This window comes from Flagellimonas iocasae (genome assembly GCF_042682725.1).
Lineage (GTDB): Bacteria > Bacteroidota > Bacteroidia > Flavobacteriales > Flavobacteriaceae > Flagellimonas > Flagellimonas iocasae.
This window is the reverse complement of record NZ_JBHUHU010000005.1, coordinates 827,960-851,307: the sequence shown is the minus strand read 5'-3', so window position 1 is coordinate 851,307 and position 23,348 is coordinate 827,960. Positions and strand designations below refer to the sequence as shown.

At 43.2% G+C, this 23,348-nt stretch carries 22 protein-coding genes; 9 read left to right on the top strand and 13 right to left on the bottom strand.

Annotated elements, in window-relative coordinates:
• The first annotated feature begins 62 nt into the window (after positions 1-62).
• Positions 63-968, top strand: coding sequence for a citrulline utilization hydrolase CtlX (gene ctlX, locus ACFSJE_RS17585; RefSeq protein ID WP_379832308.1), 906 nt, complete (start codon positions 63-65; stop codon positions 966-968).
• Positions 969-1,101: 133 nt separating this feature from the next.
• On the opposite strand, the gene ACFSJE_RS17580 is transcribed toward ctlX, so the two are convergent.
• Positions 1,102-2,556 carry a BCCT family transporter gene (locus ACFSJE_RS17580; RefSeq protein ID WP_379832185.1) on the bottom strand — a complete coding sequence of 485 codons (1,455 nt, stop codon included), beginning with the start codon at positions 2,554-2,556 and terminating at the stop codon, positions 1,102-1,104.
• Positions 2,557-3,123: 567 nt separating this feature from the next.
• On the opposite strand from ACFSJE_RS17580, the gene ACFSJE_RS17575 reads away from it, so the two are divergent.
• On the top strand, positions 3,124-4,392 hold the full coding sequence (locus ACFSJE_RS17575; protein ID WP_379832184.1) for an AAA family ATPase: 1,269 nt from the start codon (positions 3,124-3,126) through the stop codon (positions 4,390-4,392).
• Between the two features lie 9 nt (positions 4,393-4,401).
• On the opposite strand, the gene ACFSJE_RS17570 is transcribed toward ACFSJE_RS17575, so the two are convergent.
• From ACFSJE_RS17570 to ACFSJE_RS17555, 4 genes are all read right to left on the bottom strand, one after another.
• A complete protein-coding gene (locus tag ACFSJE_RS17570) occupies positions 4,402-4,590 on the bottom strand; it encodes a hypothetical protein (protein ID WP_379832183.1) in 189 nt (62 codons plus the stop codon).
• A gap of 226 nt (positions 4,591-4,816) precedes the next feature.
• A complete protein-coding gene (locus ACFSJE_RS17565; RefSeq protein WP_379832182.1) occupies positions 4,817-6,322 on the bottom strand; it encodes a peptidase associated/transthyretin-like domain-containing protein in 1,506 nt (501 codons plus the stop codon).
• 362 nt (positions 6,323-6,684) lie between these two features.
• The gene (locus ACFSJE_RS17560) at positions 6,685-7,203 is read right to left on the bottom strand and encodes a DUF1648 domain-containing protein (protein WP_379832181.1); all 519 of its coding nucleotides are present in this window, start codon (positions 7,201-7,203) and stop codon (positions 6,685-6,687) included.
• Positions 7,200-7,625 (bottom strand): hypothetical protein, encoded by a 426-nt coding sequence (locus tag ACFSJE_RS17555; protein ID WP_379832180.1) that lies wholly within the window; start codon positions 7,623-7,625, stop codon positions 7,200-7,202. The genes ACFSJE_RS17560 and ACFSJE_RS17555 overlap by 4 nt, the downstream gene beginning before the upstream one ends.
• A 105-nt stretch (positions 7,626-7,730) precedes the next feature.
• Between ACFSJE_RS17555 and argS the strand changes: the two genes are divergently transcribed.
• Positions 7,731-9,509 carry an arginine--tRNA ligase gene (gene argS, locus ACFSJE_RS17550; RefSeq protein ID WP_379832179.1) on the top strand — a complete coding sequence of 593 codons (1,779 nt, stop codon included), beginning with the start codon at positions 7,731-7,733 and terminating at the stop codon, positions 9,507-9,509.
• Between the two features lie 121 nt (positions 9,510-9,630).
• On the opposite strand, the gene ACFSJE_RS17545 is transcribed toward argS, so the two are convergent.
• From ACFSJE_RS17545 to ACFSJE_RS17535, 3 genes are all read right to left on the bottom strand, one after another.
• On the bottom strand, positions 9,631-12,192 hold the full coding sequence (locus ACFSJE_RS17545; protein ID WP_379832178.1) for a carboxypeptidase-like regulatory domain-containing protein: 2,562 nt from the start codon (positions 12,190-12,192) through the stop codon (positions 9,631-9,633).
• On the bottom strand, positions 12,170-13,084 hold the full coding sequence (locus ACFSJE_RS17540) for a FecR family protein (RefSeq protein WP_379832177.1): 915 nt from the start codon (positions 13,082-13,084) through the stop codon (positions 12,170-12,172). The genes ACFSJE_RS17545 and ACFSJE_RS17540 overlap by 23 nt, the downstream gene beginning before the upstream one ends.
• A 146-nt stretch (positions 13,085-13,230) precedes the next feature.
• The gene (locus ACFSJE_RS17535) at positions 13,231-13,731 is read right to left on the bottom strand and encodes an RNA polymerase sigma factor (RefSeq protein WP_379832176.1); all 501 of its coding nucleotides are present in this window, start codon (positions 13,729-13,731) and stop codon (positions 13,231-13,233) included.
• Positions 13,732-13,844: 113 nt separating this feature from the next.
• Here ACFSJE_RS17535 and ACFSJE_RS17530 point away from each other — a divergent pair, with 113 nt between their 5' ends.
• From ACFSJE_RS17530 to folD, 4 genes are all read left to right on the top strand, one after another.
• On the top strand, positions 13,845-15,611 hold the full coding sequence (locus tag ACFSJE_RS17530; protein WP_379832175.1) for a hypothetical protein: 1,767 nt from the start codon (positions 13,845-13,847) through the stop codon (positions 15,609-15,611).
• A gap of 27 nt (positions 15,612-15,638) precedes the next feature.
• Positions 15,639-16,121 carry a hypothetical protein gene (locus tag ACFSJE_RS17525; RefSeq protein WP_379832174.1) on the top strand — a complete coding sequence of 161 codons (483 nt, stop codon included), beginning with the start codon at positions 15,639-15,641 and terminating at the stop codon, positions 16,119-16,121.
• Positions 16,122-16,229: 108 nt separating this feature from the next.
• Complete coding sequence (ffh, locus tag ACFSJE_RS17520) at positions 16,230-17,558, top strand: signal recognition particle protein (RefSeq protein WP_379832173.1); 1,329 nt, start codon at positions 16,230-16,232, stop codon at positions 17,556-17,558.
• Between the two features lie 56 nt (positions 17,559-17,614).
• Positions 17,615-18,502 (top strand): bifunctional methylenetetrahydrofolate dehydrogenase/methenyltetrahydrofolate cyclohydrolase FolD, encoded by an 888-nt coding sequence (gene folD / locus ACFSJE_RS17515; RefSeq protein WP_379832172.1) that lies wholly within the window; start codon positions 17,615-17,617, stop codon positions 18,500-18,502.
• Here the strand turns inward: folD and ACFSJE_RS17510 are convergent.
• The gene (locus ACFSJE_RS17510; RefSeq protein WP_379832171.1) at positions 18,499-18,657 is read right to left on the bottom strand and encodes a hypothetical protein; all 159 of its coding nucleotides are present in this window, start codon (positions 18,655-18,657) and stop codon (positions 18,499-18,501) included. The two genes, folD and ACFSJE_RS17510, sit on opposite strands and share 4 nt — an antisense overlap.
• A 118-nt stretch (positions 18,658-18,775) precedes the next feature.
• Here ACFSJE_RS17510 and ACFSJE_RS17505 point away from each other — a divergent pair, with 118 nt between their 5' ends.
• Positions 18,776-19,402, top strand: coding sequence for a DUF2306 domain-containing protein (locus tag ACFSJE_RS17505; RefSeq protein ID WP_379832170.1), 627 nt, complete (start codon positions 18,776-18,778; stop codon positions 19,400-19,402).
• 6 nt (positions 19,403-19,408) lie between these two features.
• Here the strand turns inward: ACFSJE_RS17505 and ACFSJE_RS17500 are convergent, their stop codons facing one another.
• Both ACFSJE_RS17500 and ACFSJE_RS17495 read right to left on the bottom strand, forming a co-directional pair.
• The gene (locus ACFSJE_RS17500) at positions 19,409-19,831 is read right to left on the bottom strand and encodes a VOC family protein (RefSeq protein WP_379832169.1); all 423 of its coding nucleotides are present in this window, start codon (positions 19,829-19,831) and stop codon (positions 19,409-19,411) included.
• 33 nt (positions 19,832-19,864) lie between these two features.
• On the bottom strand, positions 19,865-20,704 hold the full coding sequence (locus tag ACFSJE_RS17495; RefSeq protein WP_379832168.1) for an alpha/beta hydrolase: 840 nt from the start codon (positions 20,702-20,704) through the stop codon (positions 19,865-19,867).
• Between the two features lie 97 nt (positions 20,705-20,801).
• Between ACFSJE_RS17495 and ACFSJE_RS17490 the strand changes: the two genes are divergently transcribed.
• Complete coding sequence (locus tag ACFSJE_RS17490) at positions 20,802-21,224, top strand: winged helix-turn-helix transcriptional regulator (protein ID WP_379832167.1); 423 nt, start codon at positions 20,802-20,804, stop codon at positions 21,222-21,224.
• A gap of 17 nt (positions 21,225-21,241) precedes the next feature.
• Here the strand turns inward: ACFSJE_RS17490 and ACFSJE_RS17485 are convergent, their stop codons facing one another.
• Both ACFSJE_RS17485 and ACFSJE_RS17480 read right to left on the bottom strand, forming a co-directional pair.
• A complete protein-coding gene (locus tag ACFSJE_RS17485) occupies positions 21,242-21,769 on the bottom strand; it encodes a hypothetical protein (RefSeq protein ID WP_379832166.1) in 528 nt (175 codons plus the stop codon).
• Positions 21,770-21,797: 28 nt separating this feature from the next.
• A complete protein-coding gene (locus tag ACFSJE_RS17480; protein ID WP_379832165.1) occupies positions 21,798-23,312 on the bottom strand; it encodes a helicase HerA-like domain-containing protein in 1,515 nt (504 codons plus the stop codon).
• Positions 23,313-23,348: the final 36 nt, after the last annotated feature.

Below are 23,348 nucleotides of genomic sequence, written 5' to 3'. Positions count from 1 at the left end.
CCTCACAACAACATACATAACAAACAAACAAATTGAGAGCACAGATTACCAATACCATTCTAATGATTCGCCCGGTGAATTTCCGGATGAATGAACAGACCGCGGTCAACAATTATTTTCAGGAAGACTTGCACCTTAAAAATGCCGAAATAAACCGCAAGGCGCAAGAGGAGTTCGATGCCTTTGTGAAGGTTCTTCGCGAAAACGGCGTGAACGTAATTGTGGTTGACGATACCAAAGAGCGCGATACCCCAGATTCCATTTTTCCGAACAATTGGGTCTCTTTTCATGAGAGTGGGACCATCTGCGTGTATCCCATGTTTGCTGAAAACCGAAGAAAGGAACGCCGTGAGGATATTTTTGAAATCTTGGAAAAGGAAGGTTTTGTCATCAACAACATCATGGATTACACTTCGGCTGAGGATGAAGGTGTGTTTTTAGAAGGTACTGGGAGTATCCTAAAAGACCGTGCCAATCAAAAAGCGTATTGCGCGTTGTCTGAACGCGCCCATGAAGAGCTTTTTATTGAGTTCTGTGAGGATTTTGACTGTTTCCCTGTCATTTTCACCGCTTACCAATCGGTGGGTGGGGAACGATTACCTATTTACCATACCAACGTGATGATGGCGATGGCCGAAACCTTTGTGGTCATCTGTTTAAAGTCCATCGATGATAAAAAGGAGCGCAAGAGTGTTGTGGAACATATTAAAATGGATGGTCGGGAAATCATAGAGATCACCGAAGAGCAGCTTTATCACTTTGCTGGCAACATGCTCCAAGTGATCGGGGCCAACGATCAACGTTTTATGGTGATGAGCACCCAAGCCTACAATAGCCTTCGTGAAGATCAAATCAAGGCCATTGAAAAACATTGTGGCATCATCCACAGCCCTTTGGATACTATTGAGTCTTGTGGCGGGGGTAGTGCCCGTTGCATGATGGCGGAGGTTTTTTTGCCCAAGAAGTAGTCGTCACCCTGAACCAGTTTCAGGGTCTCATGAGTTGAGATGGGATGCCGAATCTAGTTCGGCATGAAGAATTACATTGTCCCCTTGAGAGCTTGCACTGAGCGAAGTCGAAGTGGGACTTCAGGGGTGTTTACTATCGATTGCCCCGAAATGAGCTCAAAAATACCGCAGCCATAAACACCATAAAAAAGGCAAAGGGCAAAGAGGTGATGATCAGCAATTTCTGAACGGCGGTAAGCACATCAATGTCCGGTTTGGCATTGCCGAGAAGAATAAGCGCCAAGGTGGCCAACAAAATAAAGATGGACCAGATGAGTCGGTGTTTGCGTTGTGGGTCGGGATTGCCTTTGTCCGTGAACATGCTGAGCACGAATACGGCGGAGTCCACCGAAGTGACCAAAAAGCTCACCAAAAGCAAAATCGTGATGCCATTCAATAGTCCTGAAAGTGGATATTCCCCAAAAAAGAGAAAGATGGAGGAGAACACACTGCCAAATTCATTATTGTAGCTGCCCCAACTTTCAATGATTTCAAAGGCCGAAGTGCCAAAGACCGAAAACCAAAAGAACGTTCCCAATGAAGGTAATATCAATACCCCCAACAACATTTGCCGCAAGGTGCGACCTCGGGAAATGCGGGCGATGAAGATACCTGTAAAAGGTGCCCAGGCCAACCAGAAAGCCCAATAGTAAAACGTCCAATCGGTGAGGAATTCGATGCCGGGGTTGTAGCGCCCCACAGTGATGCTCATCGGAACAAAATCTTTGAGGTAGTGCAACGAAGCCTTTCCGAAGGAAAGCAGGATATTCCCCATATTGCTATTGACAAACACAAAGGCCAACAGCAGCAACGTCACCAATATATTGAACTTGGAAATTTGTTTGATGCCCTTATCCACCCCCAACCACACCGAGACAAACGCAATGGCGGAAATCAGGAGTGCCAACAGCAGGGTGACCGTCACCCCAAACTCGGATTGAAACACGTGGTTGAGCCCTCCGGTAATCTGGGCGGTGCCCAAACCAATGGCGGCAATCAACCCGAAAACGGTGGTGATGATGGCTAGAATATCCACCGCATTGGCCCGTTTGGTACCCTTGAATTTATGCGGAATGGAACTGCTCACCAGTACTTTTTGGTTTTTGGCAAAGAGCGCATGGCCAATGATCAGGGCAAACAGTCCGTAAAAGGCCCAAGCGGTAAAGCCCCATTGGTAAAAGGTAAACTCCAGCGCCAAAATTTCCGGGGTGGTGTTGGTGGCAAAGGGTGGATTTTGCTGCATAAAAACAGGTTCTTGCACGGCCCGGAGCAAAATACCGGCCCCCATGCCCGTGCTGTAGAGCATACTGGCCCACGCCCAAGTGGAATGTTCCGGTTTTTCGTTGGGTGGGCCCAATTTAAGCTTGCCCCAGGGCGATATGGCAATGCCCAAGAGTAGCAATACACAACCGAGGCCCAGATACAGGTAAAAATACCCAAAGTGACTCCGCACCCAGAGCGAGAGCACCTCAATGGATTGGTAGCTCCACTCCGTAAAAAGGAACACTACTGCCGAAAACAGCAACAGTAGCCCCGTGGAGACCGCCAATAGTGGGTTGTTTTTTAGGAAGTTGTAAATGGCTATTGTTTTTCCCGAAGATAACAGGAAATCCCCAAATAAGGCTGTCCCCTTGAGGGGACTTTAGGGGTGTTTATGGTTTGACACGCCTGCCTGCCGCAGGCAGGAATTCCACGAATTATCTCGAATGCTCTATGTCATTCCTGCGAAAGCTGGAATCTTTTTCTTTTTGGCATGGTGGATTCCCGCGTGCGCGGGAATGACAGGGCAGGCTTGTTTCAGGGTCTTATGCTTTTGGGATGGGATGCCGAAACCCCGTGCCTAACGGCAGGCAGGAGTTCGGCATGACGCAGGATGGGTACTACACTGTCCCCTTGAGGGGACTTTAGGGGTGTTATTGCTAATTGTACATTGTCTATTGCCCATTGCAATAAGCATTATCGCGCAAGCATGTAAGATAATTTGGTAAAAAAAGTTTATATTGGTTTGATTTTTAGAAGTTTCCCTCCTGATTAAGATTGTATAAAACAAGCTTTATAATTAAAAATTTATCTAGAAAGTCTTTGGCTTTATCTGTTATTACCTATACCAGAAAATATGAGTAAAATAAATCCATTCAACCCCAACTCTCCAAGTGGGCCAGGAATGTTCGCTGGAAGATTACATGAAATAGAAACCATTGAAAAATTATTATTGCAAACAAAAGCTAACAAGGGTCATGGCTTTTTGTTGACTGGTCAAAGAGGGATAGGGAAAACTTCTTTGTTAAATTTAGTAAAATATCAAGCTGAGGGAGATATTGAGGTCAATGGGGAAAAATTAAACTTTCTTGTTGTAGATATTGATATTTCCAAGGACACAACACAGCACACTTTAATTAAGAAAATTGAACTCGCACTAAAAAGAAAATTGGCTCGGACGGAGAAAACTAGAGCGGTATTTGGAGAAATTTGGAGTTTCATTGGTAGAGTAGAAGCTGTTGGGGTAAAAATAGATACTAGTTCTAATGGAAAAAGCGAATTGATATTTGAAGAATTTTGCTATTCTTTGGCAGACACTTTAAATAGAGTTACTAAGGCAAAAGAGAATTCAGTTTTTGATAATTCTTATGATGGCCTTCTCATAATGATTGATGAAGCAGATAATGCTTGCTCCGAATTGGATTTAGGTACATTTGTAAAATTACTGTACGAAAGATTACAAAAAGAGGGTACACAACATCTAATGATTGGTGTTTCTGGTCTTCCCCAAATTAAACGGATTTTGTTGGATAGCCATCCTTCTTCACTTAGAATATTTGAAGAATTAAATCTTGATAGACTTGAAGAGCCTGATATCAAATACATTATAAAAAAGGTACTGGATCACTCTAGCGAGGCAAATGGTTTTAGCACTAAAATTGTTGAACGTGCTGAAAAACTTCTTATAAACCTTTCAGAAGGATTCCCACATTTTATACATCAATATGGATACTCTGCCTTTGACTTATCAGATGGTAAAACAATAAATGAAGATGATGTAGTTCAGGGAGCATTTGGGTCAAATGGAGCTATTGAAAAGATTGGAGATAGGTACTATAGAGATGATTATTACAATAAAATAAAGAAAGATAGCTATCGACAAGTGCTTATTATTATGTCTGACAAACTTGATTCATGGGTATCAAGAACATTTATAAAGAATAGATTCAAAGGAAAGGATACAACGCTGAATAATGCTATTGCAGCTTTAAGAAATAGGGGTATTATTCTTGACAAAGAGGGTTCGCGAGGAATGTATAGATTACAAGATAAAGGTTTTGCATGGTGGATTGTTATGAATCAGAAAAGAGAAGAAAGAGATAAAAGAGCACAGCATAAGAAATAGAGGTGATTCTTACATTGTTCTTAGTCTAACCACAATCCCTCTAATAGCCGCCACCACATTTTGCACTTCCTTTTGTTCAAAAGAACCTTCTTCCAAATAAAATAGCATTTCAATCCCGTAATCCAGAATTTTAGCCAATTCTTCCGGAGTTCCGTAGGTATCTTCAATCCAGTTCAATACAATTTCTGCTTTTTCCATAGTTGGAGCAAGAAAAAGGTTTTTCGGCAACGGGTACATGCCATATATGGCAAGTTGGGTGAAGGGTGTTGGGTTTTTGGTAAAAGGGTAAAGGGTTTTGGGTTAAAGGGAAAACACTGCTACCATCTACATCCTTTACCGCATCAGCCAAGCTTTGGATGTTCCTTTAGCTGACCTCTGCAATCTGACCTCTGAGAACTGAAAACTAAAAACTCAACCCTTACAACTATTCTTCCACAGTGAATTCCCGTATCGCTTGGTTGGGCTCCATAATGGTATGGCCTTGCCAAAACTCGGGGTCATAGGTGGGCATATAGGTGGCGCGTGCGGTCTTGTCCTCTGTAAAGTTGGTAAACTGGGCTTCGGGCACCACGGTTTGGTCAAACACTACCAGTTCCCATTTTTGGGTGGGGCTCATCCTAAAATCGATGTTCAGCGAGAGTTCGTTCTGCTTGCGGCGACCCTTTACGTGCTTGTTCTTTTCAATCACTTTTAGGGGGCGGTCCACGGCAAAGTAGCGGCCAAAGGTAAAGTCCATAAAGCGGAGGTCGTACTTGCCATTGGGCAGTTGGGCAAAGCGCATGGTGCCCTTGTAGAGCACTTCGCGGTAGGTAATGCCCAGCAGCCTAAAATTGCGCAGGCGCTCGGTGTTCTGCACATCCAACCGCATAATGGCGAAGTCCTCTATATTTATATAGAGACGGCCCTTGAACTCGGCACTGCTGCGCTTGGGTTCAAAGTCGATAACGTACACCCCGGCATCTTCAATTTCGGCATAGCCGGCCAGGGTAAACCGGTAGCGGTTGTTTTTTTCGATGAGGTCCAGTTTGCTGTTCTCGTTGTAGTACAGTTCGTTGAGCAGTTCCTTAAAAGCACTGCGCTGGCTGTCCACCAATCCTGAGTTTTTCTTTTTCTCAAGGTTTTGCGCTAGCTCTTCGGCCTCTTTGGCCTGCTCTTTTTCCATATCGCTGAGGATGGAATCTACCTGCACCTTTTGGCTAAAGATGCCCGATTTTATCTTCAGGTAGGAATCTGGTTTTATGTTCTGGGTGAAAATGGTCTGCATGCGCTCACCCAGTTCCTCAAAAGAGCTCACTTGGTTCTTGTCGTAAAGATCGGCGGCCTTGATGATGTCCAGTTTGTACTTGCCGTTGTTTTTATAGAGGTCGCCCAGACTTTCAGTATAGTGGTGGCCATTTCTAGGGATGGAAAGGGCAATGCTGTCCATGAGTTCCTTGTTGAGCTCTTCGATGGTGGATTTCTCAAAACCGAAGTCCACCTTGTCGATGTTAACAAACTCGGACTGCCGCAAAAAGAAGCGTTGCTTTACGGGTGCTTTGTTGACGTTCTGTGGAACGCGTTCCACCATTTTCTCGATGATATCGTCCACGGAAAGCTCTTTGTCGAAGACATACACGCCACTAAGTTCAATGGCTTTTGGTTGAAGTAGCACCACACTGTCCTGCAATTGCGCCAGGGTGAAACCCTTTTTGGAGTACCCCATGGAAGAAATGTAGATGGAGTCGGGGGCGGTGGTTTCGTCCAACGAAAAACTGAAACGGCCTTCATCGTTGGTGATCACGCCCTTGTGTTCCCCATATTGAATGGTGGCATACGGAATGCCTTTTTGGGTCTTGGGATCCACCAATTTGGAGCTGATGGTCTGGGCGGTCATGGGCAAGGCCATGAGAAAAAGTAACACGGGGAAGATCTTGGTGTTGGACAAGGTCATCTGTTCGTTTTTTGATGTGTTTTTTATATAGACAATGCAAACTGCAAAAGGTTGCATACGGGTTAGACGAACTGGGGTGGATTTTGTAACAGAGATTTTAAGAACTGTCCCCTTGAGGCCTTTCACTGAGCGAAGTCGAAATGGGACTTTAGGGGTGTTAGGGGTTTGACACGCCTGCCTGCCGCAGGCAGGAATTTCACGAATTTTCTCGAATATCTTTTTGTCATTTCGTACTGTCAGATTGAGCGCCCGCCTGCCGGACGGTCAGGTAGTCGAAATCAAAGTGAGAAATCTAAACCTCAGCAGAGATTTCTCAATCGCTCTGCTCATTTCGAAATGACCAGTTGTTACTTTTTAAAAATTTATCGCTTAGCTACCCTGTACATTTTAAAGACGTAGTAGAGCGGTAATAGCCCATTCAATACCCAAAGGGCAATAAGCGCTTTAATGTCCAGCGCATGCACCCAACCCAATATGTTGAAAAGGATGATCACGGTGGTGATCAAAAATGCAACGACAAAGCAGAGGTTCATCACAATGAGCATCCGACGTGCGATAGGGTAGAGTTTGGGAGCGTTTTCGGTGGTCACCCGTACCGGATAATTCATGTGCCACGGTTTCATTTTGGTGGCCATCAGTCCCATGGCCAAATAGAGTCCGGCACTGAGCATGGGAATGGCCCACAGGGTGGATTTATGCCCGTAGCCATCCACCCGCCCCTGAAGGTTAAAATGGGTTGGTATGGTTTCAGGGAGGTCAAAATAGAACTTCAACACCAAAATGGCATTCAGGATCACTACAAACCAGCCGGCCATGAACAATTTTTTATCTAGGGGAGAGGGTTTTACCTCAATTTTTGGGTTTTTTCTGAGTAGGCTCATAAATCCTCAATGGAAGTGGGCATATTGTCCGCTTTGTGGTCCAGCAATTTTTTAAAGAACCGCTGTATGGCTTGGGTATCCGATTTCACTTTGATGAAATGGTGGTCCATATAAATGGAATGAACGGTGCTCTCACCCTTGTAGAGCTTCAATTTGTAGTATGGGATGATGAGCCCATAGGTTTCCAACAACGACCGAAACCTTACAATGATGCCCTTGGGTCGGATTTCAATGTTGCAGGTGTTGAGGTTGTTGTCCAGAATCAGTAGGTTTTGGATTTCCACACTGGTCTCGGTAATATACAGCTTTGGCGAACCAATACCGCCCATGGCAAAGCGTTCCTTCAGCGGAAAGGGCTTGCCTACGGCCTCATCCACCTTTCGGGTGATGTTCTTATCTGTATAGGAAACGTTTAGAAGCATGCTTAAAAATAGTCAAAATTGCAACTATCTATAGGTCAATGCTTCGGGAAATATGTTACAAAAGGGCAAAAAATATGTAGTTTTGCGGCCTGAAACGCTTTTTAGATGAGTTTGCAAAACGATTTGGGCCAAAAGGTCAAGGATGCTGTAAAGGAACTGTACCAAGTTGAACTTCCAACGGTTGAGTTTCAACCCACCCGCAAGGATTTTGAGGGGGATGTAACGGTGGTGGTCTTTCCCATGCTTCGTTTTGTAAAGGGCAATCCGGTGCAGATTGGAACCCAGATTGGGGAGTATTTGCAGAAAAATGTGGCAGAAGTGGCCAAATGCAATGTGGTTCAGGGTTTTTTGAACATTGTGATTGAGGACAGCTATTATCTCAACTTTTTCAACAGCATTAAGGCTGAAGTGGACTATGGGTATGTGAAAACGCCTTCCACGGATGCGATTATGGTGGAATATTCGTCGCCCAATACCAACAAACCTTTGCATTTGGGACACATCCGAAACAACCTTTTAGGGTATTCCGTGGCGGAGATTTTAAAAGCTTCTGGAAAAAAGGTGTACAAGACCCAGATTATCAATGACCGAGGCATCCATATCTGTAAGAGTATGTTGGCCTGGCAAAAGTTTGGTGAAGGGGAGACTCCAGAATCATCAGATTTGAAGGGTGACCATTTGGTGGGGAAATACTATGTGGCTTTTGATAAGGCGTACAAAGAACAGATAGCCGAGTTGGTCGATGATGGTATGGACAAGGAAAAGGCGGAAAAGGAAGCGCCAATTCTTTTGGAAGCCCAAGAAATGCTCCGTAAGTGGGAAGCGGGTGATGTTGAGGTGGTTTCCCTTTGGAAAAAAATGAACAGTTGGGTTTATGCCGGTTTTGATACCACCTATAAAAATATGGGGGTTGATTTTGACAAGTTGTATTATGAAAGTGATACCTATCTGTTAGGTCGGGATGTGGTAAAGGAAGGCCTTGAAAAAGGGGTCTTCTTTAAAAAAAAAGATGGTAGTGTTTGGATAGACCTTACCGATGACGGCTTGGATGAGAAAATCGTATTGCGTTCCGATGGAACTGCGGTCTATATGACCCAAGATATTGGTACCGCCATTCAAAGGGTAACGGATTTTCCGGATATCAACGGGATGGTATATACGGTAGGGAATGAGCAAGATTACCATTTTAAGGTGCTGTTCCTTATCCTGAAAAAATTGGGGTATTCGTGGGCGGAACAATTGTACCATTTGAGTTATGGAATGGTGGATTTGCCTAGCGGAAAAATGAAGAGTAGGGAAGGTACCGTGGTGGATGCGGATGACCTTATCCAAAATATGGAAGAGACTGCCGAGACCATTTCTGCTGAATTGGGGAAATTGGAAGGCTATTCGGAGGAAGAAAAGAAAGTGTTGTACCGAACCATTGGTTTGGGTGCTTTGAAATACTATATTCTGAAAGTTGACCCCAAAAAGCGGATTTTGTTCAACCCGGAGGAGTCCGTAGATTTTCAGGGGAACACCGGGCCGTTCATTCAGTATACCTACGCGCGGATTCAGTCCATTCTTCGCAAAGCGGAAGATGTTAGGTCTAGCGCAGTCGAGACCTCTCTGAAACTCCATGAAAAGGAAAAAGAATTGTTGAAAGGCATTCAATTATTCCCAGAAACCGTGCAATTGGCTGCGGAAAACTTCAGTCCAGCCTTAATTGCCAATTATACGTATGATTTGGTAAAGGAGTTCAATTCGTTTTACCAACAAGTATCCATATTAGGCGAACCCGACGCGCAGAAAAAGCAGTTTCGGGTGCAGTTGTCCCAAAAAGTTGGAGAGGTGATTCAGTCTGCTTTTCGATTATTGGGGATTGACGTTCCGGAACGTATGTAGAAGGTCTGAACCCTCCGAGCTTTGACAAAAATTGTCATTCCGCACTTCCTGCCCGTCCGGCAGGCGGGGATGCGGAATCTTTTTGGATTCCTGCCTTCGCAGGAATGACATACGGATTGAATTAAAAACTCACTCTAAAACTCACATTCGGCGTAATGCCCAGTGAGACACTTTCCACCGTTTCTATCTGATTTTCATCATTGACCCGATAATAACGGTTAAGACTATTTTTTCGGTTGGTCATGTTGAGAACCGAGATTCCTGCATTTGCTTTGATGCCCCGCGTTAAGTCGAAGCTATAAATGGCCGAGGCATCTGCCCTGAAATATTCGGGTAGTCGGCTGCTGTTGGGGGCCTCGTAATTGATTCGGGCTGGAAAAAAGGAGGTGTCCAAGGCCTCATCACCCTCCAAAGGTTGGGTGTATGGGTTTCCCGTGCGGTAGTTGACCCCAAGACTCAACTTTATTTTTTTATAGGTGTAGGTTCCCGCAAAGGTGATGGTGTGCCGAATATCCAAATTGTTTGGGAATTTGTGCGGTACAATGGAGTCGAAGGTATAATCGTTTTTATTGTAGGCATAGCTTAACCACGTACTATATCGGTCGCCTCTTTTGTTAATGAGAAACTCAATTCCCTTGACATCATAACTGCCAATCTCACCATTGAATTGATCTTGGTTTTGAAACCCTTGGGTACTGGTGCTGATACCATCCACATTTTTATAAAAACCCTCAAGGCCCACATAAAAATTGTTCCGTTCGTAATTCATTCCCACAGAACCTTGCTTACTTTGGGTCACGGGTAGCGTGTCATCATCGGAGAGAATCCATCGGCGTTTTTCTATACCCAAAAAATTCTGCTCCAAATCAATGACCTGATTGGTGGTCTGGCTTTTGAATTCTCCCAAAACTTCGGCACGGAGATAATTGGCCAGGCGAAAGTTGAGGTTGACTCGAGGTTCCACCAAAAATGTGTTGAAGGTCTCCAAGTTTTCAATGAAGTTGAACCGGGCTCCAAACTTTCCGATAAATCTATTTTCAAAGGAAGCGTATCCAATTTCGGAGTAGGGGGAATGTATTCTGATGACTCCTTTAATGTTCGTGTCAAAATTGGGCTGATTGACAAAAGCGCGGTTGACGATGCCGGTTTCAATATATTGAAACCCATTGGTCCATTGTAAATTCTCCGAAACTTGGTAGCGGGTATTAAGTTTTACAGCTCGCTCATCCACACTGTTTTTTTGGTCCAACTGCCGTACTTGGTTGAATACACTTTGCCCGTCTAAGTTATAGTTGGAGTAATAGACATTTAAGTGAGAAGAAAATTGGTCTGTCCACTGACTTTGCAATTGCGCTCCCACCGATAAATTGGTTTGTTTCAATAAACTGATGGAGGTCTCATTATCCGTCATGTTATTTTCCACATATCGCAGATTGTTGTTCAGGCTGATGGCACTCAACCTAAATTTATGGGCATCGTTGATGTCATACAGCAGCTTTCCTGAAAAGTCGTAGAAATAGAAGTCCTCATCCCTGGAAATCTCATCATCCACGGCAATATTGTCCTCGTCTTTGACCTCACTGTCTTGGAAGGCGCGGTCGAAGAATTTGTTGTAAGTGGGGGTGTTCAGAAAATCTGTTGTGGAACGTCGGGCAGAGAATTGGAGACCCAATTTGTCATTCAATGGCAATTGTCCAAAAATATCTCCGCTGATAAAATTGAAACCGGCACCTCCTTCAAAACCTTCCGTAATTTGGTTCCCGGTTTCCATTTGAATGACGCTGCTGACACCATCGCCAAAATTGGCCGGGGTCCCATTTTTTATCACCGTAATTTTATCTGTTAGATAGGGGTTGAAGGCGGATATCAATCCAAAAAAATGCCCAGATTGGTACATTTTAATGCCGTTCCATAAAATCAGATTTTGGTCGTTGGTGCCTCCACGAACATTGATGTCGGATACGGTTTCATCGATACTTTTAATGCCGGGAAGGGCTTGAACGGTCTGCAAAATATCGGGTTCGATGAGTCCGGGAAGAATACCAAATTCCGCTGTGTTCATGGTGATACTGGCGTCGGATTCTTTGATGATTCCGGTAGTTAAAAATTTATACACGATGACTTCGTCCAATTGCTCATAGTGTTGGGCCATCAATATCTTCGGGCACCCGCCTTCTTGCAATAGACTTTCAACATTGAGGTATTTGGTCAGGTATCCGATAAATCGAATTTTAAGGGATGCATTTCGTGGAACATCGGTAAGGACAAAATCACCATTGGCATCAGTAGTTTTAGCATTTGTGGTGCCCAAGACTTCAATGGTGGCACCGGGAATGGTGTTTTCTGCAAAATTATCAAGGATGCTTCCACAGAGGGTGACCAATCTGCTTTTTGTTAAGGTATAATAGCGATCACTGAGTTTATTGGTCTCAATCTGATATCGCTTTTCGATATAGTTGAGAATGTCTTCCAATGAAACCAAGTTTTTGGGGATGGTCATGGAAATATCATCCAAATCTTCATTGAGATATGAAAATTTGATATCGAAGCGCTCTTCCAAGGTTTTTAAATATGGAATTAGACCTATGCGGTCTTGCTGTTTTTCTTGGCCAGAAAGGCTACAGAAGCACAGCAAAAAAACCAGAAAGAGGCTGACTTGGCTATTGCGGAGTGTTCCCAGCATAGAAAAGTACGTTATCACCCTCAACTGTAAAGTTAGTGCGAGATGGGGTACTTATACTTTTTAACGCCATATTGAGGTCTGTGTTGCTAAAGGTACCGGTAAAAAGTAAATTAGTGTCTACATTTTCGGTTTTTACCTTGATATTATATTGTCTTTCCAATTCATTAAAGACATATTGAAGGGGGATGCGCTCAAAACTACTTTCATTGTTCATCCAAGTGGGCTGATTGCCATTGGGTTTGGAAGTGTCAATAACCTTCCCATTGATGACCATGAACGAAGTGCCTGCGGGCAATTTTGTTTCGGTATTGTTATAGGTGACACTGACCAAGCCTTCGTAGCAGGTCACCTCAAAGAAATTCTTTCTGTTCTCTACATTGAACTGGGTGCCCAAAACAGCGACAGTGCCGTGTTCGGTCTCCACCGTGAATTTTTTTCCTTTGGCGACTTTGAAAAATGCTTCGCCGTTTAGGATTACGTTTCTTTTTTTGTCCCAATTCTTTTTGCTGAAGGAAACTTCAGAATCTGCATTTAGGAAAATTTCGGATTCATCGGGAAGAGTAAGTTCGGAACGTTCTGCAAATTCTGTAGAAATGGATTCGTTCAAGGTATTCAAATAAAAATAGGAACCTGTGATCAATACAGCAATGACGGCGGCAACCCGAAGGAATTTTTTGAAAGGGCTCAATGTAATGACCTTTGGGGTTTGGCCCATTCGCATTTCTTTTAGGCGCTCCAAACTTTGATCCACATTGAACTCGGGGGCTTCCAATGTACTGGAAACCTCCATGAGCTTTGCATAGGAAGCATACTCCTTGGAATTTTTAAATTCCGAAAGTTCTGCCTCGGAAAGCTCTCCGCTAAGCCATTTTGCCAAGTAATTTTCTTGCATGGTTTCTATGCTTTACTTCCTTATAACAACTATGGTATAAAATACCCTACCTTTTATCAGTCAACAATTTCCAATAAACAGTTAACAATGGTCCACAGCCTGATAATTGGTCATTGCTCATTGTCAATTGTTTATTGTTCACGGTATCATATTCCATCAATCTGCTCCCGCAGACTTTTTAGGGCCAAATGCATGCGTTTTTCAATGGCCTTTACACTTACCCCTTCCATTTCTGCAATTTCCGCATATTTCTTTCCATCAATCCTATTGAGCAAAAAAGTGGTCCGTTGGTTTTCTGGAAGTGCATTCAGTGCATTTTCCAGCTTTTCCTTGTATTCCTGTTCCTCCATCAAAAACTCAGGAGAAAGATTGGAAGATTTCTCATCAACCGCGTTGGCATATTTTAAACGCACCTTTTCCGCCTTGATTACATTAAGGTACAGATTATTCGCAACTGTGTAAACAAAGGATTTGGCTTTTTCAGGGCTTACCTTGGCGCAGTTTTCCCAGAGTTTCACAAAGGCTTCCTGTACGGCATCATTAGCCTTCTCCTCATTGCCAAACTTGTAATATATGTAATTGAAAACCGTTTTGGAATGGGCCTTGAAAAGGGAACTGAAGACATGATCTTCGCATACGTTGCTCATGGAAAAGAATTTGTTGCCTGTCCAAATATATTTGAAAAAAATTAAGATTAGGTAGGGTTTTTTTTAACAGGGTTGTTTTAGGATTGAATTGTAACCCCAAAATTCAAAACGTTATGAAAAAGTTGATTAACAACTTATTGTATGCAGGGCTTGTACTTATGGCCCTTAATTTTACCTCTTGCCAGAATGAATTCGAAGAAGTGGGAGGTACTGATGAACAAGAGACCATTCAGGCAAATTCTTCCACAGCCAAATTAATCGAGGAAACCTGTTCCCATGATGGTTCTTATGACAATATTGTGGATGGTGCCAGCTGTTTTGCCGTACAATTTCCCTACACGGTGGAAGTCAATGGTATTGAGATTACCATAGATTCTAAAGAAGATTTGCAGTCCATTGAAGATATTTTTGATGAGTTTGAAGATGATGATGACATCTTGAATATTTTATTTCCAATTACCATTACTCTTTCCGATTTTTCCACCATCGTAATCGAGAACAAGGAACAATTGATTGCCAAAGCTGAGGAATGCTTTGAAGGCGGTGACGACAATGATATAGAATGTATCGACTTTGTGTACCCAATTACGCTGTATACATTTGATATCAACGTGCAAATATCCAATGAAATTCATATTGAAAGCGATGAACAGCTGAGAAGGTTCTTTGCCGAATTGGAAGAAGGAGACCTCATCAGCATAGAATTCCCTTTGACCCTTAAAAAATATGATGGTACTGAAATTGTTGTTGAGAACAATGCAGCATTGTCCGTGGCGCTGAGCAATGCAAAAAACGAGTGCGACGAAGATGATGACAACGACTATAATGATGACGATTTCACTAAAGAACGATTGGATGCCTACTTAGTGGAATGCCCTTGGGAAGTTCGCGAATTGTATCGCGAAAATACTGACCAAACCGAGCAATATCTGGAGTACCTCATGGTATTCAATGAGGATGGAAGCGTAACCGTAAATGACCGTATTGGAAATGTTTTGAACGGTTCATGGAGCACAGCTGAAACTGATGCAGGTGTTCTTGTAACCTTGGATTTTGATGTGCTGGTTGACTTTAACCTTGAGTGGTTGGCCTACGAACTAGAAGAAGGCAAAATCAAGTTTTATAATGATAATGGCAACAAGATTATTCTAAAACAACGTTGTGATATCACACCAGGTGAAGAACCTAACCCAGACACCTTGAGGGAAATTCTTGGCGAATGCGGATGGATCATCAAAAAAGTCACCAATCAAGGTGAGGAAATCGACAGACTTTTGGGCTATGAGTTTAAATTCATGGCAGAAGGTGTGGTAACACTTAGCAATGGTGTAAACACTTCCGAAGGAACTTGGGAGATAGGACTTAACAGCCAATTGGTGTTATCCTTAATGATCAATATCGGAGATGAGGAAGGTGTAAGTTTTGAATGGCCTGTTCGCGATCTAACCGATACCAGACTTAAGTTTGAGATTGATGAAACCGATTACGAGTTGATTCTCCTAAAAGTCTGTGATGATAGCGCAGGTGATGGCGATGTCCTCGAAATCAGAAACATCATGATGGGAGGCCCATGGAATGTGGCTTTATATTCAGAAGGTGAAGTGGATATGACCTCAGAATTGGCCGGTATGGATTTCGATTTCTCCACAATGTACCAAGTTGAAGTTTCAGAATTGGGCGATGTAACCGCCGAAGGTCTTTGGAGAATACTTCGGGATTCCGAAGAAGGTCTGAAGTTTTACCTCAACTTTGATAGCGCAGATATATTAGGTGAATTGACCGACGATTGGAAGATAAACATGGTCGAGTCCAACCGAATAGAATTGAAGGATGAGAGCGGTGATGGCACCCTTAAAACCTTGGTCTTCGAAAAGCCATAAAACTTCAACAAACGAGAACACTATATTATGAAAAAGTCAATCTTAAATTTTGCAGCTATTGCTATGCTGCTACTTGCTACAAGCTGCACCGAAGATGAAGGGGGCAATGAAATGGCGAGCAACCTGTCGTCTGCTCAATTGGCGGAACTTAAATCCATCACGGAAGAAGGTTCATGGGTAATCACGTATTTTTATGATACGGATAAAGAGGAGACATCCCATTTTAGTGGGTACACATTCACCTTTAATTCAGATGGTACACTTGCTGCCACCAATGGAACAAATGAAGTAAACGGAACATGGTCCATAACCAATTCCGATAGTAATGATGATGATAGCAGTGATGACGATAGCGATGTGGATTTTAACATCTCATTTTCCGCACCATCTGATTTTGAGGATTTAAGTGATGACTGGGATATCGTAAAATACTCATCTGTCCGCATAGAACTCATCGACGTTAGCGGAGGAAATGAAGGGACTGATAACTTGGTCTTCGAGAAACAGTAATAATTTTTCCCCAATCTTTTTGATTTGAAAAGGACGGCTCTCCCCAAAGCCGTCCTTTTCTTTGTTATTATTCTTAACTTTGTCCTCCTTTTAAAATGAAGAGCACCTATGTTCGATAATTTAAGCGAAAAACTGGATAAGGCACTCCATTCCCTCAAAGGGCATGGACAAATCACGGAAATCAATGTTGCGGAAACCCTCAAGGAAGTTCGCAGAGCATTGTTGGATGCCGACGTCAACTTTAAGATAGCCAAGGAATTTACCAATAAAGTAAAGGACAAAGCATTGGGTCAAAACGTGTTGACCACCTTGCAGCCAGGCCAACTCATGGTCAAGATTGTAAAGGATGAGTTGACAGAATTGATGGGTGGTGAAACAGAAGGCATTGACCTTTCTGGAAATCCTTCGGTAATTCTGATGTCTGGTCTTCAAGGTTCTGGTAAGACCACCTTTTCCGGAAAACTGGCCAATTTCCTTAAAAATAAAAAGAGCAAGAAACCACTTTTGGTGGCGTGTGACGTATACCGTCCTGCCGCGATTGACCAATTGCACGTAGTTGGGGAGCAAATTGGGGTTGAGGTGTATTCAGACCGGGAGAACAATGACCCGGTCGCTATCGCCAAAGCAGGGATAAAACATGCAAAAAGTTTAGGATGTAATGTAGTAATCATCGATACCGCAGGTCGTTTGGCCGTGGATGAGCAGATGATGAACGAAATTGCCAATATCCACAAGGCCATTGAACCACAAGAAACCCTTTTTGTGGTGGATGCTATGACCGGTCAGGATGCGGTGAATACAGCTAAGGCGTTTAACGATGTCCTGAATTTTGATGGGGTTATCCTCACAAAGTTGGACGGTGATACTCGTGGTGGTGCGGCCATTTCCATTAAATCGGTGGTGAACAAGCCCATTAAGTTCATCGGTACCGGTGAAAAAATGGAGGCGATTGATGTATTCCATCCGTCACGTATGGCCGATCGAATTTTGGGGATGGGCGATGTGGTTTCCTTGGTGGAACGTGCCCAAGAGCAGTTTGACGAGGAGCAGGCCCGAAAAATCCAAAAGAAGATTGCCAAGAACAAGTTTGGGTTCGATGATTTCTTGAGCCAAATCCAACAAATCAAGAAAATGGGGAACATGAAGGACCTCATGGGCATGATACCAGGCGTTGGAAAAGCCATGAAAGGGTTGGATATAGACGATGATGCCTTCAAACATATTGAAGCCATTATCCATTCCATGACTCCGGATGAACGATCTACACCTTCCAAATTAAATGCAAGTCGTAAAAAGCGAATCGCTGCCGGTAGCGGTACTTCCATCCAAGAAGTAAATCAACTGCTAAAACAATTCGACCAGATGAGCAAAATGATGAAGATGATGCAAGGTGGTGGCGGCAAAAAGATGATGCAGATGATGCAGAATATGCGATAACTTTATTCAGAAGTCAGAGACCAAAAACCAACAACCAACAACCCAAAACCAAGATTATGGAAATCCTTGACGGGAAAAAAATATCCAACCAAATTAAAGAAGAAATCACCGTTGAGGTGGCCCAAATGAGGGAAAGAGGTGAAAAAGTTCCCCATTTGGCTGCAGTTCTGGTGGGCAATGACGGCGCCAGTCTTACCTATGTGGGGAGTAAAGTGCGTTCATGCAAAAAAATTGGCTTTGAATCTACCTTGATTCATCTACCCGAAGAAACCTCAGAAGAGGAATTGCTCAAGCAGGTAGCCGATTTAAATGCCAATCCAGACATTGATGGGTACATTGTGCAATTGCCGCTTCCCAAGCATATTGATGAAGAAAAGGTACTTATGGCCGTGGATGCCGATAAGGATGTGGATGGGTTTCACCCCACAAATTTCGGAAAAATGGCGTTGGAAATGGAATCCTTCATTTCAGCGACTCCATTTGGAATCATGGAATTATTGCGTCGATATGATGTAGAAACCGAAGGAAAACATACCGTTGTCATCGGAAGAAGTCATATTGTGGGTAGGCCCATCAGTATTTTGATGAGTCAAAAAGGAAAGGCTGGAAATTCCACCGTAACCCTCACCCATAGTCGAACCAAGGATATTGCTTCCATCACCCGCCAAGCCGATATTGTGGTTTCCGCGTTGGGTGTTCCCAATTTTTTGAAGGCCGATATGGTAAAAGATGATGTTGTCGTTATTGATGTGGGCATCACCCGCGTTCCTGATGAGTCACAAGAAAGAGGATATTACATCACTGGTGACGTGGATTTTGAAAATGTCAGCAAAAAGGCATCCTACATCACTCCAGTACCTGGAGGTGTAGGTCCCATGACCATTGCAATGTTACTCAAAAACACCCTTTTGGCAAGGGAAAGACATCAAGCTAAAAAAGCTTAATTTTTTTGCTCATCAACTTGGGTTCCCATTAAAAGAACCTCTTCCTCATCATTGGGGGAGATGAAATCCATATCGCTGTCAGCTTCATCATTGGTGCAGCTGGTCACGGCCATGGATGAAACCAATACGGTAATCAATAGTAGAATAATCTTCATAATAGTACGATTTGGGGGCACTATTGCCTGTTCAACTTATTTTATAACGATTTAGGGTTGCGATTCTTGTTTTTCAACCCAAATATTCGATAACTTACCCGTCTGAAAATCATATCATATGGCGGCTAGTGCACGAAATAAGGTAGCTTGGGTGGTATTTGCCCTATTGGCTATTTGCATTGGGCTGTATCCTTTGGCCTATTTCACTTCTTCAGGGGATTTTGGACTAGCGGCTTCAAAACCCGAGGAAATAGCATCCAACCAGATTTGGAGAATCGGCTTTTATGGGCATATTATCTTTGGCGGGTTGGCCTTGTTGACCGGTTGGTCGCAGTTCAGCAAAAAACTTCGTTCCAGAAAATTGAACCTGCATCGCACACTAGGTAAAGTTTATGTCATTTGCGCATTGATTTCAGGCGCATGCGGGGTGTACATTGCCCACTATGCAGATGGTGGACTCATTCCGGCCTTGGGATTCATTTGTTTGGGAATCGTTTGGATCTATACGACCATTAAAGCCTATTTGGCCATACGAAAAAAGGACCTCTCTTTGCATCAAGGTATGATGATTTACAGCTATGCAGCGTGCTTTGCGGCGGTAACGCTTCGTATATGGTTGCCTTTGTTAACGATAGCTCTGGGCGAATTTTTGGTGGCGTATAAGATTGTTGCCTGGTTGTGCTGGGTGCCCAATATGATATTTGCCCATCTCTGGGTTCGAAGAAAAGGCCTGACTATAGATTGATTGCTGTTATTTCGCGAATAACTGACCCATGTCTTTGAACGCTTTGAATTCAAGTGCGTTTCCGGCGGGGTCCAGAAAAAACATGGTGGCTTGTTCGCCCACTTCACCCTTGAATCGGATGTAGGGAGCAATGACAAAGTCTATCCCTTTTCCTTCCAATTTTTTTGAAAATGACTGAAAGGTGTCCCACTCCAACACAACGCCATAATGAGGTACTGGGACATTTTTGCCGTCTACAGGGTTGGTATGCAGTTCTTCTTCGGATTTGGGTTTGTAATGGATCACCAATTGGTGTCCAAAGAGATTGAAATCCACCCAATGGTCACTGCTCCGGCCTTCCTCGCATTCCAAGACATCTCTATAAAAAGCCCGGCATTCATCCAAATTATGAACGGGGATGGCAACGTGAAAAGGGGTAATGTTTTGCATGATGGATTTTTTCTGAAAATTAGAACATCTTTTTTAAGACTCCAAAAAAGAGATGATTTGGTTGTTCACATCTTCTTGATGCATGGAATGGCCCAATCCCTCTGTGGTGACCAATTGGCTCCCTTTCCATTTTTTGTTGACCTCCACAGAAGCATGGTAGGGTGTAATGGCATCGAACCGATCATGGAACAATAACCCTTTTTTGGTGTTTGATTCTGCAAATTTTGAAGTGGAAAAATCACGAATTTTAAACCCAAACCGGTCTTGAACATACTTATCCATGACATTCATCACACGGTCATTAAAACGCAAAAGGTCTTGATAATGCTCCATAATTTCATGAAACTCTGAAGGAGACCCAATAAGGACCATTTTTTCAACTTTTGGGTTTGGATTGATGTACTCGTTATACATCAAAGTCATTCCGCCCACTGAATGACCCACAAGATGTTTTGGGTTGAATTGTTGCGCCATATGATGTAACGCTTTTTCATATAACGGAACATGCAAATATTTTCCGGAGGAATAACCATGGGCAGGTGCATCAAATGCAAAAATGTTAAAGTTGGCTTCCCTTAGCTTTTTAATAAGGTTCCGCCACCGAAACGTATTGCTTTCCCAGCCATGAACCAACAATACAGTATCCTTTTCACCTTTCCAGTGGTAGGTTTGAATCTGTAGATTCGCGACGTGCTCAACGGAATGTTTGGCTTCCTCCAAATAAGCTGCCTGCTGGGGTTGAACACGACCTTTACGAACCGTGCAAAACAGATTGAACGCCTTATTGGCTGCCTTTTTTTTGGCAAAAAGGGTATAGAGGTTAAAATATTGGCCATAGGCCAAGGGTATTATTTTGGTCAGAAGTTTTTTCATTTGGTTACTTTTTGTAACTTACTCTTTAATAGTTACTAAAAGTACATATTCATTTTAGAAGAAAAAAGAAGTCACCTTAACAAAACTAAGTAGGCGTATGGAAACTGTTACTGAAAATCAGCAAGTTGGAACCGCTAAAAAATTGGAAAAAATGTTTGGGCATATCGATTTTAGGAATCCGCCTGAGCTTTGTCCAGTGCGGGACGTAATGTCCGTGGCCTCTGACCAATGGAGTACCTTGATTATTCTTTGGTTGGCCTATTTTCCTGTGCTCAGGTTCAACAAGCTTAAAAAATACGTGTATGGAATCTCCAACAAGGTGCTGAGTCAACGGCTAAAAGTACTCGAGGCCGATGGTTACATTTCAAGGAACGCGTATGCCGAAGTCCCTATTCGGGTGGAATACAGCCTTACCGAGTTTGGCCAATCTTACGTGGAAAAATTGTTGGAGTTGACCGAATGGATGCAAGAGAACAGTCCAAAGGTTTTGGCCAACCGGGAAAAATATGGATTGCTCTAATTTGAAACGACCAGAAACTATTCCCACCCCAACATCAAGTATTTTATTTTGGCTTCATCCGGAATTTGAACTGCTTCAATGTTCGATGTTGAGAACCTGAGATTGGAAGGAAGCTCCTCCTTATCAATGGTAAAGTAAAGATTACTTTCCTTTGGAAAAATCACGATACTGTTGATTGTGGTCACAATTTTTTTGATGGTATACTGCTTTTGAATGTCCTTGAAGGTACTTTGCAGTCCAATGCCTTTTTCAGTGGCATAGCGAGGGTCCATGACCCTGACATTTTCAACAATCTGGATGCTGTCAGTGCTCGGTGTCAAGGTCAACAAATGTTTTCCTCCTTTCTCAAAAACCTCAATCTTTTTGGATGAAGTAGTGCCAATAGCAAGATTTGAGGTGTCCTTAACAATGGAATCATTAGAAAAAAGGGACTCCAATTCAGAGACTTTGGAACTCATCTGAAGTGGACCTACACTATCTTCAGTGATGAGGTAGGGGGTGTCTTTTTTACAGGATTGTACAAACGCCAATAGGCAGATTAACATAATAACGGTAGGTCTGTTTCTCATGGAATTATCGGATCACTTTTTTTAATACCCCAAGTACGCCACGGATAAACGTTGCGCTGGTAAGTACTTTGACTACGGGGTTCATTCGGGTACTTCTTCTTGTGGAGGTTGTTCGTCGGGAGCTGGTTTGTTCTCTTTCCTTTACTTTTTCAGCCTCTTGTTCTGCTTTTTCAATTTTTTCATTCAAGATTTCGTAGGCACTTTCACGGTCGATGGTCTCATTGTATTTTTTGACCAATTTGGATTTGCCCACCGTTTCTTTCAATTCTGCTTCGGAAAGAATATCCATTCGGCTCATTGGGGCGCGCATCATGGTGGCTGCCAAAGGAGTTGGCCTTCCTTTTTCATCAAGAGCAGAGATCAATGCCTCTCCTGTTCCCAATGAAGTCAGAACGTCGACAGTGTTATAAAATTCGGTGATGGGGTAGTTCTCCGCCGTAAGTTTGATGGCTTTTCGGTCTTTTGCGGTGAATGCCCGTAGGGCATGTTGCACCTTCAATCCCAATTGGGCCAGAACATCATCTGGAACATCGGTGGGGTTCTGGGTCACAAAATAGACGCCAATACCTTTGGAACGAATTAGTTTGACAATATTTTCAATCTGGTCCAACAAGGCTTTTGAAGCATTGTCGAAAATTAAATGGGCTTCATCAATAAAAAGAACCAGCTCAGGTCGCTCACTATCGCCTTGCTCTGGAAAAGTGGAATAAATTTCAGCCAAGAGGCTCAACATAAAGGTTGAAAAAAGTTTGGGTCGGTCTTGGATATCCGTCAACCGGATGATGTTCACATACCCTCTGCCATTTTCATCAATCCGGACCAAATCCTCTACATCAAAAGATTTTTCTCCAAAGAAAAGGTCGGCCCCTTGCTGTTCCAACTCAATAATTTTTCGCAAAATGGTACCGGTAGAGCTCGTGGAAATACGCCCATACGATTCCTGAAATTCATCTTTGCCCTCACCAGTGGCATATTGGAGCACTTTTTTGAAATCCTTTAGATCGAGAAGAGGAAGTTTGTTATCATCACAATATTTGAAGACTACCGCAACAATTCCTTCTTGGGTAACGGAAAGATCCAGGATTCGCGATAGCAAAACCGGTCCAAATTCGGAAACCGTGGCCCGCAACCGCACCCCATCTTGTTCTGATAGCGATAAAATCTCAACGGGAAATCCTTTAGCTTCGAACGGAAGACCTATTTTTTCGTGTCGCTCATCAATTTTTGGGTGGCCTGGGCTAGGTTGGGCAATACCACTAAGATCGCCTTTAAGGTCCATCAATAGCACAGGAATCCCCTTGTCCGAAAGGTTTTCCGCCAACACTTGGAGGGTCTTGGTCTTTCCCGTTCCAGTGGCCCCAGCAATAAGACCGTGACGATTCAGCGTTTTTAAAGGAACTTTTACAAAGGCATTGGTGATGGTCTCGCCATCCAACATGCCCGCACCCATAACAATGAAGTCACCTTTGGTGGCGTAGCCTTGTTCTATATGTTCAAAGAATTTTTCTTTGTTGCCCATCGCATTCAATTTCCGATAAAAATAGGGTAATTTTAA